Here is a 15,212-nt window from a genome sequence, read left to right on the forward strand (position 1 = left end):
TCTTTTTTACATATCTTTTTTAAGTTTTCTCTTCTTAGGGATGTCTCTACATTCACAATCTCGAAAAGAGCTAGAAAATCGTCGTAAAAAGCTAAATAAAGAGATTGAAAAGATTAACAATTTACTTTTCGAAACCAAAAAAGAAAAAACAGATGCTTTGGATGACTTAAAAGACTTAAGTCAAAAAATTACGGTTAGAGAACGTTTAATAGAAACTATTGAACTTGAAACTGAAGAATTGTCTAAAGAAATCAAACAAAACGAAAAGAAAATTGAACAAAACAATAAAGAGCTTGCTAGTTTAAAAGCAGATTATGCAGAGATGGTTTTTAAATCCTACAAAAGCAAATCTCAGCAGAGTAAAACGATGTTTTTACTTTCTTCGGAAAATTTCTTACAGGCCTACAAGCGAATAAAATATATAGAGCAGTACAAAAGTTTTCGAAAAAAACAAGGAGAGCGTGTTATTGCCAAAACAGAAGAAATACGTAAACTAAATGATTCATTAACTAAGAAAAAGAATCAGAAGAAAGTATTAATCAACGCAGAAAAAAATCAAAAGAAAAAAATTGAAAGCGAAAAAGAGGAACAGGAGACTCTTGTTACTAAGATAAAAACGCAAGAAAGTAAATATAAAAACGAGCTTCAAAAGAAAATTAGAGAGGAGAAAGCCCTCGCTAAAAAAATAGACAAAGCCATTAGAGATGCTATTGCCAAAGCAAATAAAGGGAAAAAGGGAACGGCTAAGAAAAATGAGTTCTTATTAAGTAAAGCAGAGAAGGCTTTAAAAGCAAATTTTGAGCAAAATAAAGGAAACTTACCTTGGCCTCTAGACGGAGTGGTAACCCGTAAGTTTGGCGTACAACCGCATCCTACTTTTAAATCGATTACAATTAACAGTACTGGACTGCACATTCGTGGTAAACAAGGAGATGTTGCGAAAAGTGTTTTCAATGGAAAAGTGCTGAATATTACTAAATCAGATAAAGGAACAAAAAGTGTAATGGTACAGCATGGAGATTACATTACTACTTATTCTAACCTAAGAGATATTTTTGTTACCAAAGGTCAATCGGTAAAAACGGGAGATGCTGTTGGTAAAATATTTACAGATAAAATTACTGGAAAAACAGATTTAGTTTTTGTGCTTTTCAAAAACACAGATCGTTTAAACCCTTCTGATTGGATAAGAGCAAATTAAAATGAATAAAGCATCTAACTTTATTATTGTTTCCGCAGCTATAATAGCTGTATTGGTTATTGGAAAAGGAATATTAATTCCGTTTATTTTTGCTGTAATTTTTTGGTTTTTTACGCGAGAAATTCGAAAAATAATTTACAAAATACCTTTTGCTGAAAAATTCATTCCTAAGTGGTTAAGCAATATTTTTGTCTTTACTTTCATCATTTTAGCTTTTGGGTTTGTATCTGAAATTATCAGTAATAGTGTTACAAATGTTACCAATTCTTATGATAAATATGAACCTAATGTTGAAAGAATAATTACCGATTTAGGAAATTATTTAAATGTAGATATTTTAACCTCTATTAAATCGCTTGTTGGTGATTTTGATTATGGTTCTGTTTTAGGTGATATTGCAAATGGTGTGAGTAGTTTGTTAGGAGATACATTTATGATTATCATTTATGCCTTGTTTTTATTTCTAGAAGAAAAAAGTTTTGTAAAAAAACTGTACATGATTGTAAACAATGGCGGTAACTACAACAATGTAAAAACAATGTTAGATAAAATTGAGGATTCTATTTCTAACTACATTCGCTTAAAAACCTTTGTAAGTGTTTTAACTGGTGTTTTAAGTTATTTTGTACTCTTGTTAGTTGGTGTAGATAGCGCTCCTTTTTGGGCATTCTTAATCTTTTTATTGAATTACATTCCAACAATTGGCTCTTTAGTAGGAACACTTTTCCCAGCTATTTTTTGTTTATTACAATTTGGTGAATTCACTCCCTTCTTAATTGTTGCCATTGTTGTTGGAGCTATTCAAGTGGTTGTTGGAAACATCCTTGAGCCTCGTTTATTTGGAAAATCACTTAACTTAAGTCCACTAGTTACCATTTTATCGTTAGCTGTTTGGGGAAAGATATGGGGAATTACAGGAATGGTGTTATCTGTTCCTATTACGGTAATTATGATAATTGTGTTTTCTCAATTTGAAAAAACAAGACCAATTGCAATAATGTTATCTGAAAAAGGTGAAATAGATAAAATAAGCCGTTCTAACCGATAAACAACGCTTTTAGTTCTGTTGCTTCGTTAGGGTTCATTTTTCCTGCTAAAACCAAGCTTAATTGCTTTCTACGAAGCGCTCCTTCAAATCTCTTTTTTTCTAAATCGGTTTCAGGCTCTATCTGTGGAATAGGAACTGGTTTTCCCGTTTCATCTACTGCAACAAACGTGTAAATACCTTCATTTACCTTTGTCTTTTCACCTGACTGACGATCTTCAATCCAAACATCAACAAAAACTTCCATAGATGATTTAAAAGCTCTAGAGACTTTTGCTTCAAGAGTTACAACACTTCCAACAGGGATTGATTTGGTAAACGCTACATGGTTAACCGAAGCAGTTACAACAATTCTTCTTGAATGTCTTCTAGCAGCAATACTACAAGCTCTATCCATTCTAGCTAATAATTCTCCACCAAAAAGGTTGTCTAAATAATTGGTTTCTCCTGGTAATACTAAATCGGTAAGTACTGTTAATGACTCTCTAGGAAATTTTGCTTTCATCTATCCAAATTTTGGCGCAAAGATAGGCAAAGCACATTAAAGAGCTTAGCGTAGATATATTAAAGTTTATGAAAGTTTACTATTGATTAACTAAAATCCAAGCGTCTGTAGAAACCTCTTTTCTTATGGTTTCAATTGCTTCTTCTGCAGCTTCTTTATTAGCGTAACTTCCAATCGAAACTTGTGTTAGTCCCCATTGATTTTTACCAATAATTTTAGCATCATTATAACCTTTACGTTTCAATTGCTTGATTTTTTTCTCGGCGTTCTTTTCTAATTCAAAAGCACCAGCAATGATGTGTATTTGGTTATATTCTTTAGCAACATTAAGACTTACTGTTGGTAATTGATCATTGATAACAAAAGTTGCCTTTTGAATTTTTTGTTCTATAGCATCGCGTTCTTTGGCTAATTCTTGAAGTTGAGTGTTTTCATTGTACTTATTAACTCCAATATAACCCGCTACTAAAATTGCCGCTCCGGCTGCATACTTTAAAAAGTTACCAACTCCAATAGCGTGTTCTTTTTTCTCTTCAACAGAGGTATGTAGCTCAACAACTTTTGAGGTAATAACTTCTTCTTCAGAAATTTTAGTAAGACCACTAACTGATGAAAAACCAAAAGCGTTTCTATCAAAGTTTACCTTTGCATTTGGTTCAAAAACTAATTGGTTTTCGCTATTTGTTGTTAGCGTTCCTAAACCGTCAATTGTTAACGCTTGAGATGCTAATTGTTGTTTCCATTCATTAACGGTATCAGCCACTTTTTCATTGGCTTCGTTAAATGTAATGTTTTCTATTGAAGCTACATGATTCACAAACAAACCGTCATTATGATTCAATTGTGCATTGAAAGAGATTCTTTTTGAAGGAGGATAAATAGTGTTCCCTTCAATAACAGCTCCTACTTTGTTAGCGATAAAACCACCAAAACCAGGTACAATTACACAATCGTAACGATATAATAAATCTTGTATATAGCTTTTCAATGTCATAACTACAAAGTTAGGTTTTTTGTTTGTTTTTCCAAACAACCAACCTCTAAATTATCAAACAAAAAGTTGTATTTTCGCTATGCTATTATAAAAGAACATGCTAGAAGAAGAATTATTTGCAGTACTTAGACTGCAAGCAACCCCTAATGTGGGTGATATTATTGCTAAAAAACTCATTCGAAACGTTGGATCTGCCGAACAAGTATTTAAAGAGAATGCTTCTTCTCTTTTAAAAATTGATGGCATTGGTGCTTTTGTTGTACAACAATTACACAAAAGAGAAACGCTGATAAAAGTAGAGAAGGAGATTGATTATATTCGAAAAGGAACCATTCAGTATACTTATTTCTTAGAAGAATCATATCCTGAAAAACTTCAACATTGTGTAGACGGACCTTTATTATTGTTTTATGATGGAAGCATCAATTGGAATCAACCCAGAATTATATCGATTGTTGGAACTCGAAATCTAACAAATTACGGTCGTGGTTTTTGTAATGAGCTTATTTCAGAACTCACTCCTTACAATCCAATAATTGTAAGTGGTTATGCTTATGGAACCGATATTTGTGCACACAAAGCTGCTATGGAAAACAACTTACAAACACTAGCGGTTTTAGCTCATGGTTTGGATGATATGTATCCAAAAACGCACAAAAAGTATATGCGGAGCATGATGGAAAATGGTGGGTTTCTTACCGAGTTTTGGCATAATGAAAAACCGCTACGCGAAAATTTTTTAAAACGTAACAGAATTGTTGCGGGTCTTTCTAAAGCTACTGTAATTATTGAATCTGCAGAAAAAGGAGGTTCGTTAGTTACGGCCGATATTGCTAATTCCTATAATCGTGATGTTTTTGCGCTACCAGGAAGGTGTGATGATCTTTTCAGTAAGGGTTGCAACAACCTCATCAAAAATAATCAGGCTCATTTACTAACTTCAGCTGAAGATATTGTAAAAATGTTGAATTGGGATGTGACAAAAAAACAGGAATACACTCAACCAAAACTGTTTATTGATTTAACTACAGAGGAACAAAAAGTAGTTGATTACCTTCAAGAACATGGTAAACAATTGCTAGACGTAATAGCTTTGGACTGTGAAATACCGGTTTATAAATTATCTTCATTATTACTTCAAATGGAATTAAAAGGAATTATAAAACCGCTTCCTGGAAAACTTTTTGAAGTGTAATTTACTCAACCATAAACGTTACAGGTAACGTATAAATAACATCTAACGGTTTACCGTTATTTTTACCCGGAACAAATGGAGGAAGTTTCTTTATCAGTTCTTCCATAGTCTTATTGAGTTTTGGGTGCGGTGTCCTAGTTTTAACATTAATAATACTGCCCTTTGAATTAATTGTAAATTGAGCATACATTCTTTTTTTTCCTTTTGATAAACCTAAATTTAGTGTTGAAATAGTATCAAAATTCTTAACTACAAACTCTTGCATTTTTCGATTGAAGTTTTCTTTCCAAGTTTCATTAGCTCGTTTCACAACTCCTCTAAATCTAGGAACACTCTTTACAATAGAAAACGATAAAGGTAGAGGACTATCCAAAGAAGTATCTGCTCTAATTACCAAACCTGTAACATTAGGTGGTGGAGGTAGTTTTCCTACAACAATTTCACCAGAAACCTTTTCTTTATTTACCTTAGGCATTAAGGGTTGATCCTTTTCTATCGAATCTTTTTTATTAAAAATAAAAGAACTATCTATGCTTTTTTTAGCTTTTTTTACAGAGTCTATTAACGTGACATGTTCAATTTTTTGAATTTTACCTTCTGTATTACAACTTAACAACGTAGTTCCCATAACAAATACTAAAACTATCACAAACAGCTTATGAAAAGATAGCTCTCGTTCAAAAATACTTTCTGGTAATTCTATAACTATTGAGTCTAATTGCTTTTTAAAAAAATGTCCACAAATTCTTTCTTCTTGATGTTTCTTTAAATATTCTTGAATTTGTTTAGACTCCTTTTTAGTAAAATCAATCACAGTTTTTGAGCACGATGAACAAAAACGTCCTTTATCATTTATTGTCATCTCATCCCAATTTTCATGACAAGGTTCTGGAATACTTATTTTATAATTTTTCATAGTAGTGAAGTTTTCTAAATCGAAACAAATTCTATTCCAAATTCCTCTTTTAAATTCTTATTTTTGGAAAAAAGACCCACCATGCATTCCGAAGAAAAGTTAATGTCTAAAAAGAAACCTGCGTTTCCTATCAATCATTATTTAGATGAATACTTGATTGAACACAAAAGAAACATGAAAATTCCGATTTTTTATGAGGATTTATTGCGTTTTCAAGGTTCGGTTGTGGTGTATGACAAAAACGATGATGATACGCTGTGGGTTCGAGTGTATTACTCAGAATTTGATCGTATTGAAATTGATTTAAGTCTAAAAAAAGTATACAATATTCTTCACTCAAACGGTAGCGAGGATAATATTCAGTACTTAAATATTGATGCAGTTGATTTCTGTACGTTTGGGAATTCGAAACCGTTTCGTATTAAAGTTCGTAATATCTTAAACGATAACTACACTTATTTTTACGTTAAGAAAACAGATGCTTCTCGTGTGTATGGCTTAGAATTAGAACATATTTTATCTCCATACAATCTTAACTTTTTAGTGTATAAAGACACCTTAATTGAAGAACATATTGCCGGTATTCCTGGCGATACTTTTATCAAAGAGATGTTGCCAAAATGTACAGAGCCTCAAAAAGCACAAATCGCAAAAGAATTTGTGAAGTTTAACGAACGTTGTATGATTCGTTTGTTAGGTGATATGCGAGCATACAATTATGTAATTGTACCCACGCACGATTTTGATACTGTGGTATATAGGATTCGAGCGATTGACTTTGATCAACAGTGTTTTGAAGGAAAATTTAAAGTATACTATCCTCAGTTTTTTAAAGAAAACTATCCTATGGTGCAGTTAGTGGGTAATAAATTACAAGAAAGTTCTATAGCTCAGTATAAACTTGAGGAAAGATCGATTGTTGCTAAACGTATTCTTTCTTCAGAAGATCGAATTGATGAGCTTATCTTCTGTATGAAAAACGATGAAATCTCAAATACTGAAAACATCGAACAACTAAAAATGGAAATATTTGAATTTACGGGCGATATTTCTTTTAAAAAGAGTAAAAACATGGGAGAAGTTTTAGAGAATGCTCTCGATTTTGTTCGTAGAAATTATGAAGATGTTTCTTTAAGACGTTTTAGGTAATTTTTTCTATTGTTTCTTACTTCTAATACTCTCAATAACTACAGTAGCAAGTATTAAACTTCCGCCAATAAATGTATTCACTACTGGAATTTCACTAAGGAAAAAGAATGCTAAAATAATCCCGAATATAGGTTGTATACTACTGATGATACTTGTTGTTGATGCCGAGAAAAATTGTAAAGAATACACCATTAAACTATGACCTATAGCTGTAGTTAAAAATGCTAATAATAGTAAATAGGGTAGTTGACTTTGAAACCCAGAAATATCCATAAAAAATAAGGTTGGCATCAAACAAATACTAATAATTACGGTTTGATAAAACATTAATAACACTCCGTTATACTGATGTACGTATTTCTTTAAAATTAAAATTCTAATGGCGTAACACAACGCAGAAATCAGCCCAAAAACAATACCTTGAACGGTTGTGCTTTCTATAGTAAAATCGGGAGATAAAACATACAAACCGATTAACACTAAGATTCCTAAAACAATATAAATTGGGTTAAACTTTACCTTTAAAAACACAGGTTCTAAAAAAGCAATCATCACCGGAAAAGTATATAACGATAACATTCCAATAGCTACATTAGAAAGTTTTAAGGCATAAAAATACGTTACCCAATGCACTCCCATAAAAACACCCCCAATTAAAAATGGGAATCTATGTTTACTAGATTTTAGTTTAAAATCGACTCTTTTATACTTTAAAAAAAAGAATAGAATTACCATTGCAAAGGTTGCTCTAAAGAAAATAATAACTTCTGAAGGCATATTGATATACCTGCCTAAAACACCAGAAGTACTAATAAAAAAAGTCGCGATTATTAAACCAAGAAGTTTTTCTAAATAATTGTTTTGCAATGATTTATTTTTTGAAAATTTCGGTTGGCAAGATAGGTAATATTTAAAACTTACTTCCCTGTTTTATATTATGAATAATTAAAAGTTGTTCTGCAATGAAATCGTTATTTTTCATCGAACAACTTTCGCAGTAATCGTTCAGTTTTTTTGGTGTCGATATCTTTAATGTCGAGTTCCATTTTTTCTCCTTTTAACGACAAAACAACCACCGATGGAATAGAGGATAGGTTATAAGCGCTGATAATTTTCGATCGTGCATCATCAAAAAACAATTGCATGGCACTTTTTTGAATCTCAGCTTCTTTAACGATTCCCGACCATTTGTTAAAATCTTCTTTTTTATCTACAGATACCCCGATAAAAACAATATTATCATCCTCAAAGTCTTCCCTTAATTTCTCGATGTTTTTAAACTCGTTTACGCAATCTTTACAAAAAGTAGCCCAGATATATAGGAAAATGTAATTCCCTTTGAAATCGGCTAATTTAACCTCTTCTCCGTTTGTGTTTAAATACGAGAATTTAGAAAGGTTTTTAGCAGCCTCTTCTTGTCGGATTTCTGCTGACTTTTCCTTGGCTTTTGCCATTAATGTAACATCTTTAGAATAGGCTTTTATAAAATCAAAATAAGCACGCATTCTACTTGGCTCGTCTTTAGACATGGTTTCATACAAAAGCTCTAACAATCCTTTTTGAACAGCTTCAGTTCGGATGGAAGCTACAATTCCTTCCATTACAGGATAATCGTTGGTGTTTTCAATATCATTCTGCCATTTTAAAACAGCTAACTCATTATACGAAGGATAACTATCTGAAAACAGTTGGTTGTCAAAATGAATACTGCTTAATGGTGCTAAAAAAGAAGGTGATACTTGAATACTATCTTTAAACTCGTAATGCTTTTTAGCTCTTTCGAATTTCAAAATATCTAAATAATATCCGTATTGTAAATTCTTAGATTCTTCATTTACAAAACCTTCATCAAAACCGCTTCCAAACAAGGTTCCATAAAAACCTTTATAAAATTGGTCTAATCGACTCATGTATTCCTTTTCGTCTCCTTGGTAAAATTCTTTTTTATAAAACGGTTTTAAGTTACCATCAGCATCTAGTAAGGATGATCTTTTACTATGTAAATAGGTATTTCTACCTGCACCTCTTCTTCCTGAAAAAGTTAAGGATTTTTGGAAATTTTCAGCATCAAATGAGATAGAAAACTCATCGTTTTTCTTTAAATATAACAACGCCTTTTCGTCTTCTTTTTGAAGGAAATAATACCCATCCTCAAAATTAATATCTACATTAAAATTGAACGACTCAATGGTGATGGTTTCTAAAATTTCGTTGTTAATTTTAGTCAGATAAAATTCGTTATCAATTGAATCATTGGTAATGTTAAACGATAATCGTTGACCAAACACACTACTTACTACACCTAAAAAAACAAGAATTACTATTCGTTTCATTTACCTAACTTTTTAAAACAGTGGTTCCCCATCATAAACAGTACCAAAAGATACTATTTTTCCGAACTACCTAGTCTTTCTTCTTCCATTTTTTTGGCGTAAGCCTTAATCAACTTACCAAAGTATCCTGAGCTCATATCGTTACTATAATTTTTAAGTGCTTTTCTATCAAAAATACCAAAACTATATGAAATATAAGAAGTTGCTGATGGCATTCCATTAGAGTTGATATAATTTCCACTATTGCTATGTTCTTTAGATTCAAAAACATATCGATACTTATCTTTATCGGAATACTTGTTATTTTCTTTCAAATCTTGATAAGTAACAAACTCTACTTCTCCTTTATAATAATTAGAGATGTGTTTTTTCATATATTTATCTAACCCTCTCTTTCCTTTTAATTTGCATAATAACACATGTTTAGTTTTTCCAAAATCAGGAGGCATAGATCCTTTTTCGGTAGAAATTTTACCAGCAGCAATGCCTTGCACCATTATTCCACAAGAAGAAAAAGTTAAAAGGGTACATAGCAATAAAGACTTAATAGTAATGTTTTTCATAGTAAAATATTTAAAATTTTCGACGTCAAAACTACTGCTAATCTTTTAATTACAATTGTGTTTTACTCTTTTTCTTTACATTAAGTTTACTAAAACTAAAATCTAATAAAACAATCCAAAAAACAACATCTGCAATTAACCTGTAATCGATTGGTAAAACGTGTAGAAAAATTAAAATTATGCAACTAATTAATAAAATTACCCAAGTAATCTTTAAATAATCTAATCTCTTTTTAATCGGTTTTTTATAGAAGCTTATACTGTAAGCAATTAAAATTCCCGCCAAACCAAAAACTATTAAATAATCAGCATATTTTGTCCAATACATAATTTTTAAAAGTGCTCCAACAATAATGATTGACATTAATCCCTGAGTAATTTTAAAGTATTTAGTTTTAATAAAAGATCCGTTTGATAACATCAATACCCAACCTGCTACATAAGCAACATTTAAGCAGAAATTTTCCATAATACTTCCTGTTTCGATTAGTTCGTAATCTGAATTAAAAACAGTTAGTAATCTCCCAACAAAAACGCAAATGAGAAGTAATAAAATTACGTATATATATGGCTTATCTTTCAAAATGAAACAGTTTACTTCAACAAGGCATCTAGCTTATCCTCAGTAATTTTATGAGATGGTTTGCTAAAATGACTTTCTACAATAGTTCCTTCAGGAGAAATTAAAATAAACCTTGGAATTGAAGCGACACCAAATGCATCAACAAAATCCGACTCAAAAGACTTATCTGCAAATAGCTGAATACCACCCATTTTTTTCTTGTCTAAAGTTTCTTTCCATAATTTGTATTCGTCTTTATCATCAACTGAAATGCCAACAAATACAATGTTTTTATCGTGATATTTTTTCTCTAATTTTTTCAAATATGGAACTTGTTTTAAACAAGGAACACACCAAGTTGCCCAAATATCAATTAGCACATACTTCCCTTTGAAATTAACCAATTCAACTAACTTTTCATTACGGTCCTTAAACTTAAAGTTTGGCGATTTTTTTCCATTTGATGTCGATTTTACTTTTTCATACTCTTCTTTAGCTTTTTTAATAAATTCCTGATTTGGAACAAACTTTTTAATCAGCTTAAAATGCATTTTAGATTTTTCAGGAGTATCAGCAATTCGATAAAACGAGTTAATTATCACATCTACAAAAATTTGTTTTGAGCGTATGGTTTGAATGATGTTGCTCATTTCCTCAAAACTATCTGCCTTTTCAACCTGTTTCTTCCACTTGGTTCCAGCTAAATATTTGTAATAAGGATATTTTAAATAATTCTCCGTATTATCAAAATTAATACCTTCTAATTCTGAGAAGAAACTTTCAGAAACTGTAACCTTCTTTCCAAAATTAAATTTCATCATATTCGGATAGTTATAGATATCGAATAAATATCCATATCTCAAGTTCTTTTCTTCTTCTTTCTTGAAGCTTTCACTAGTAACCTCGGCTAATAAATCCTTTATCTCTTTGTCTATTGCAAGAATCTTCTTTTTGTAATCGTTCTCATCACCTTCATAAAATTTATCTGTGTCTTTCTTACGCTCTAATTGCAATTTTCCTTTGGCTACCAAATAATTATTCGCTTCTGAACCTTCACCTTTATAAGACAGTGTTTCATTAAACTTTTGCGCATCAAAACTAATTACAAGTTCATCTGAAGGTTTTAAATATACATGCTCTGTACTGTTATCTTTTCGAATTAGATAAAATCCTTCTTTCAAATTCAAATTATCAACTTCAAAACCTCCATTTTCTATGGAAAATTCCTTAATTGTTCTCTCTCCGATGGTTCGAAGCGAAAACTTAGTTTCACTACTTGCATTTTTAACAATTCCTTTGATCTTTTGAGCTGAAATACTTGTTGTAAATGCTACAACTGAAAGTAATGCAATACTTATTTTTTTCATATCAATATTTTTTAATTTTTGACAAAACTACACTTTTCCCAACGTCTCTAACGCTTTCTTTACCGAATCTATTTTTATGAACGTAATTAATAAACGTAAACCGTTTTTGGTTTGTTTTTCTTTCATCACACAGCTTTTAGAATTATGCTGTACAAACTTCAACATTCTTGTAAAGGCTTCGGTTTGATAAAAATCGGATTGTTGATTGGCTACAAAATACCCAATCATGCGTTTTTGCTTTAAAACGATTTTCTCTAATCCTAACGATTTTGCTAACCACTTAATTCGAACAGAATCTAGTAAGTCTTGTACTTGTGTTGGGAATTCTCCAAAACGGTCGATAATGTTTTTCTCAAAGGTTTGTAGTTCTTCTTCCTCTTCAAGATCACTCAACTCTTTATACAAATTCAAACGTTCGGTAATGTTATTTACATAATCATCTGGAAACAGAATTTCAAAATCGGTATCTATTTGAACTTCTTTTACATACTCTTTCGGACCAGCATTTTCATCAACTGGATACAAGTCTTTAAACTCATTTTCTTTCAGCTCTTCAATGGCTTCTTTTAGGATTTTCTGATAAGTATCGAAACCAATATCGTTGATAAATCCGCTTTGTTCTCCTCCTAATAAATCACCCGCACCACGAATTTCCAGATCTTTCATGGCAATATTTAATCCGCTTCCTAAATCCGAAAACATTTCTAAGGCCTGAATACGTTTACGCGCTTCGTCTGTCATCATATGATACGGAGGCGTTATAAAATAACAAAACGCTTTTTTATTCGATCGCCCCACACGTCCACGCATTTGGTGTAAATCCGATAATCCGAAGTTATTCGCGTTGTTTATGAAAATTGTATTCGCATTTGGTACGTCCAATCCACTTTCAATAATGGTCGTAGAAACCAGTACGTCAAACTCGCCATTCATAAACGCCAACATTAAATCCTCCAGCTTTTTACCTTCCATTTGTCCGTGACCAATTCCGATTTTAGCCGATGGAACCAAACGTTGTAATAACCCAGCAACTTCTTTGATATTCTCAATTCGGTTGTGGATAAAAAACACCTGACCTCCACGTGAAACTTCATACGAAATAGCATCGCGAATGGTTTCCTCTGACAAACGAATTACATTGGTTTCTACAGGATGACGGTTAGGTGGTGGCGTTTTAATTACCGATAAATCGCGCGCTGCCATTAAACTGAATTGCAACGTACGTGGGATTGGCGTTGCAGTTAAGGTTAAGGTATCTACGTTTTCCTTAATGGTTTTCAGTTTGTCTTTTGCGGCAACTCCAAACTTTTGTTCTTCATCAATAATCAGTAAACCTAAATCTTTAAACTGCACATTTTTGTTAGTTAACTGATGTGTTCCGATGACGATGTCTACAGAACCATCTTGAACACCCTCTAAAACACCTTTTCGTTGCTTTGCAGTTCTAAAACGGTTCAAGTATTCGATATGTACAGGAAAATGCTTTAAACGCTCTGAAAAGGTTTTAAAATGCTGAAATGCTAAAATAGTTGTCGGCACTAATACTGCAACTTGTTTTCCATTATCTACTGCTTTAAAGGCCGCACGAATAGCCACTTCTGTTTTTCCAAAACCAACATCTCCACAAACCAAACGATCCATCGGTTGGTCTTTTTCCATATCGGTTTTTACTTCTTGGGTTGCCGAAAACTGATCGGGTGTATCTTCATACAAAAAGCTTGCTTCCAGCTCGTGCTGCATGTGTGTATCCGGACCAAAAGCAAATCCTTTTTCTAACTTACGCTTTGCGTAGAGCTGAATTAAGTTAAAGGCAATTTCTTTAACACGTGTTTTGGTTTTCTGCTTAATTTTCTTCCAAGCAGTAGAACCTAACTTGAATATTTTCGGCGCTTTTCCGTCTTTTCCATTAAACTTCGAAATTTTGTGTAAGGAGTGAATACTCACATACAAAATATCACGATCGCCATAAATTAACTTAATAGCTTCTTGTTTTTTCCCTTCTACATCTATTTTTTGTAGTCCAGCAAAGCGCCCAACTCCGTGATCTATGTGTGTTACATAATCGCCTTTTTCTAAATTGGTTAATTCCTTAAGCGTGATAGACTGCTTTTTAGCGTAACCATTTTTTAATCGGAATTTATGATAACGCTCAAAGATTTGATGATCGGTATAACAAACTATTTTCAGGTCCTCATCTATAAATCCTTGATAAATAGGAAATACAATAGTTTCGTAATGTACTTTCTCTTCTGCATCATCAAAAATATCATGAAAACGCTGTGCTTGCTTTTCGTTGGCACAGAAAATATAATTGGTGTATCCTTTGCTGTGATGCACATTTAAATCTTCAATTAACAAATCGAATTGTTTATTAAACGAAGGTTGGGAGCGAATACTAAAATCAATATTCTGTTTCGGTAACTGAGCGGAGTCGAAGTTACCTTTCCCAAAATAAGCCACCGTAAAATCAGCTAACTGACTTTCAATTGCATTACCATTACAAAACAACTCTGCTGGTTTTGCATGCTTTACTTCTTTAGATAGCTTTTCAAATTCTACTTCTGCTTTGTGAAAAAATTTATCGAGATTTCCCGTAAGTAAGTCTTTGTTTTTAACAAACAACACGGTATTTGCCGCAATGTATTTTAAAAAGCTTTCACGTGATTCTTGCAATGCCTTGTTTTCAACATTCGGCATGATGCTCACTTTCTTGAGCTTATCATTGGAAAGTTGCGTTTCTACATCAAAGCTTCGGATGCTATCTACTTCATCACCGAAAAACTCAATTCTATAAGGCTCGTCGTTTGAAAACGAAAACACATCTACAATTCCTCCACGTACCGAAAACTCACCAGGTTCGGTAACAAAATCTACGCGTTTAAAATGGTATTCGAACAGGACTTCGTTGATAAAATCGAGCGATAGTTTTTCTCCGCGTGTAACTTTTAATGTGTTTTTCTCCAGCTCTTTTTTGGTGACTACTTTTTCAAACAGTGCAGTTGGATAGGTAACAATTATCGCAGGTTTTTTACGAGAATTGATTCGGTTGAGTACTTCTGAACGTAACAATACATTGGCATTGTCGGTTTCTTCTATTTGATACGGACGACGATACGAACCTGGGTAAAACAATACGTTTTTCTCTCCTAGTAATTGCTCCAAATCGTTTAAATAATACGCCGCTTCTTCTTTATCGTTACAAATAAACAAGTAGGGTTTGTCGGCAGTTTTAAAAGTTTCGGATATAACAAAAGACAACGAAGAGCCGACCAAATTCGAAAGTTGAAAATGGTGTTTCTCTTGTTGTAGCGCCTGTTGTACCAAAGCTACCTTTGTAGCATTTTGGTAGTAGTTTACAATGGTTTGCTTACTCAACGATACT

Annotated in this window: 13 protein-coding genes; 4 read left to right on the plus strand and 9 right to left on the minus strand. The window is 32.4% G+C overall.

Translation table 11 applies throughout. The annotated features are described in order from the left end of the window. The first annotated feature begins 40 nt into the window (after positions 1 to 40). Together EV195_RS00125 and EV195_RS00130 are read left to right on the plus strand one after the other, a co-directional pair. Entirely contained in the window at positions 41 to 1,201 is a 1,161-nt protein-coding gene (locus EV195_RS00125) for a murein hydrolase activator EnvC family protein (protein WP_132791166.1), read from the plus strand. A 1-nt stretch (position 1,202) separates the two neighbouring features. Beyond that, the gene (locus EV195_RS00130) at positions 1,203 to 2,249 is read left to right on the plus strand and encodes an AI-2E family transporter (RefSeq protein ID WP_132791169.1); all 1,047 of its coding nucleotides are present in this window, start codon (positions 1,203 to 1,205) and stop codon (positions 2,247 to 2,249) included. Here EV195_RS00130 and EV195_RS00135 read toward each other — a convergent pair. Together EV195_RS00135 and EV195_RS00140 are read right to left on the minus strand one after the other, a co-directional pair. Next, the gene (locus EV195_RS00135; protein ID WP_132791172.1) at positions 2,239 to 2,751 is read right to left on the minus strand and encodes an acyl-CoA thioesterase; all 513 of its coding nucleotides are present in this window, start codon (positions 2,749 to 2,751) and stop codon (positions 2,239 to 2,241) included. The two genes, EV195_RS00130 and EV195_RS00135, sit on opposite strands and share 11 nt — an antisense overlap. A gap of 79 nt (positions 2,752 to 2,830) precedes the next feature. Beyond that, entirely contained in the window at positions 2,831 to 3,745 is a 915-nt protein-coding gene (locus EV195_RS00140; RefSeq protein WP_132791174.1) for an HU domain-containing protein, read from the minus strand. A gap of 97 nt (positions 3,746 to 3,842) precedes the next feature. On the opposite strand from EV195_RS00140, the gene dprA reads away from it, so the two are divergent. Further along, the gene (gene dprA, locus EV195_RS00145) at positions 3,843 to 4,940 is read left to right on the plus strand and encodes a DNA-processing protein DprA (protein ID WP_132791177.1); all 1,098 of its coding nucleotides are present in this window, start codon (positions 3,843 to 3,845) and stop codon (positions 4,938 to 4,940) included. Position 4,941: 1 nt separating this feature from the next. Here dprA and EV195_RS00150 read toward each other — a convergent pair whose 3' ends face one another. After that, positions 4,942 to 5,856, minus strand: coding sequence for an energy transducer TonB (locus tag EV195_RS00150; RefSeq protein ID WP_132791179.1), 915 nt, complete (start codon positions 5,854 to 5,856; stop codon positions 4,942 to 4,944). Positions 5,857 to 5,937: 81 nt separating this feature from the next. Between EV195_RS00150 and EV195_RS00155 the strand changes: the two genes are divergently transcribed. Beyond that, the gene (locus EV195_RS00155; RefSeq protein WP_132793260.1) at positions 5,938 to 7,005 is read left to right on the plus strand and encodes a hypothetical protein; all 1,068 of its coding nucleotides are present in this window, start codon (positions 5,938 to 5,940) and stop codon (positions 7,003 to 7,005) included. A gap of 6 nt (positions 7,006 to 7,011) precedes the next feature. Here the strand turns inward: EV195_RS00155 and EV195_RS00160 are convergent, their stop codons facing one another. The 6 genes from EV195_RS00160 to mfd all read right to left on the minus strand — a co-directional run bounded on the left by EV195_RS00160 (position 7,012) and on the right by mfd (position 15,205). Beyond that, positions 7,012 to 7,872 (minus strand): DMT family transporter, encoded by an 861-nt coding sequence (locus tag EV195_RS00160; RefSeq protein WP_132791182.1) that lies wholly within the window; start codon positions 7,870 to 7,872, stop codon positions 7,012 to 7,014. Positions 7,873 to 7,976: 104 nt separating this feature from the next. Then, positions 7,977 to 9,338: a TlpA family protein disulfide reductase gene (locus tag EV195_RS00165; RefSeq protein WP_132791184.1), complete on the minus strand. Its 1,362-nt coding sequence runs from the start codon at positions 9,336 to 9,338 to the stop codon at positions 7,977 to 7,979. A 53-nt stretch (positions 9,339 to 9,391) separates the two neighbouring features. Then, positions 9,392 to 9,901: a hypothetical protein gene (locus tag EV195_RS00170; RefSeq protein ID WP_132791186.1), complete on the minus strand. Its 510-nt coding sequence runs from the start codon at positions 9,899 to 9,901 to the stop codon at positions 9,392 to 9,394. Between the two features lie 49 nt (positions 9,902 to 9,950). Continuing rightward, the gene (locus tag EV195_RS00175) at positions 9,951 to 10,484 is read right to left on the minus strand and encodes a hypothetical protein (RefSeq protein ID WP_132791189.1); all 534 of its coding nucleotides are present in this window, start codon (positions 10,482 to 10,484) and stop codon (positions 9,951 to 9,953) included. Between the two features lie 11 nt (positions 10,485 to 10,495). Beyond that, positions 10,496 to 11,830 carry a TlpA family protein disulfide reductase gene (locus tag EV195_RS00180; RefSeq protein ID WP_132791191.1) on the minus strand — a complete coding sequence of 445 codons (1,335 nt, stop codon included), beginning with the start codon at positions 11,828 to 11,830 and terminating at the stop codon, positions 10,496 to 10,498. Between the two features lie 27 nt (positions 11,831 to 11,857). Beyond that, the gene (gene mfd, locus EV195_RS00185; RefSeq protein ID WP_132791194.1) at positions 11,858 to 15,205 is read right to left on the minus strand and encodes a transcription-repair coupling factor; all 3,348 of its coding nucleotides are present in this window, start codon (positions 15,203 to 15,205) and stop codon (positions 11,858 to 11,860) included. Between the last annotated feature and the right edge of the window lie 7 nt (positions 15,206 to 15,212).

This window comes from Tenacibaculum skagerrakense (assembly GCF_004345825.1).
Taxonomy (GTDB): domain Bacteria; phylum Bacteroidota; class Bacteroidia; order Flavobacteriales; family Flavobacteriaceae; genus Polaribacter; species Polaribacter skagerrakensis.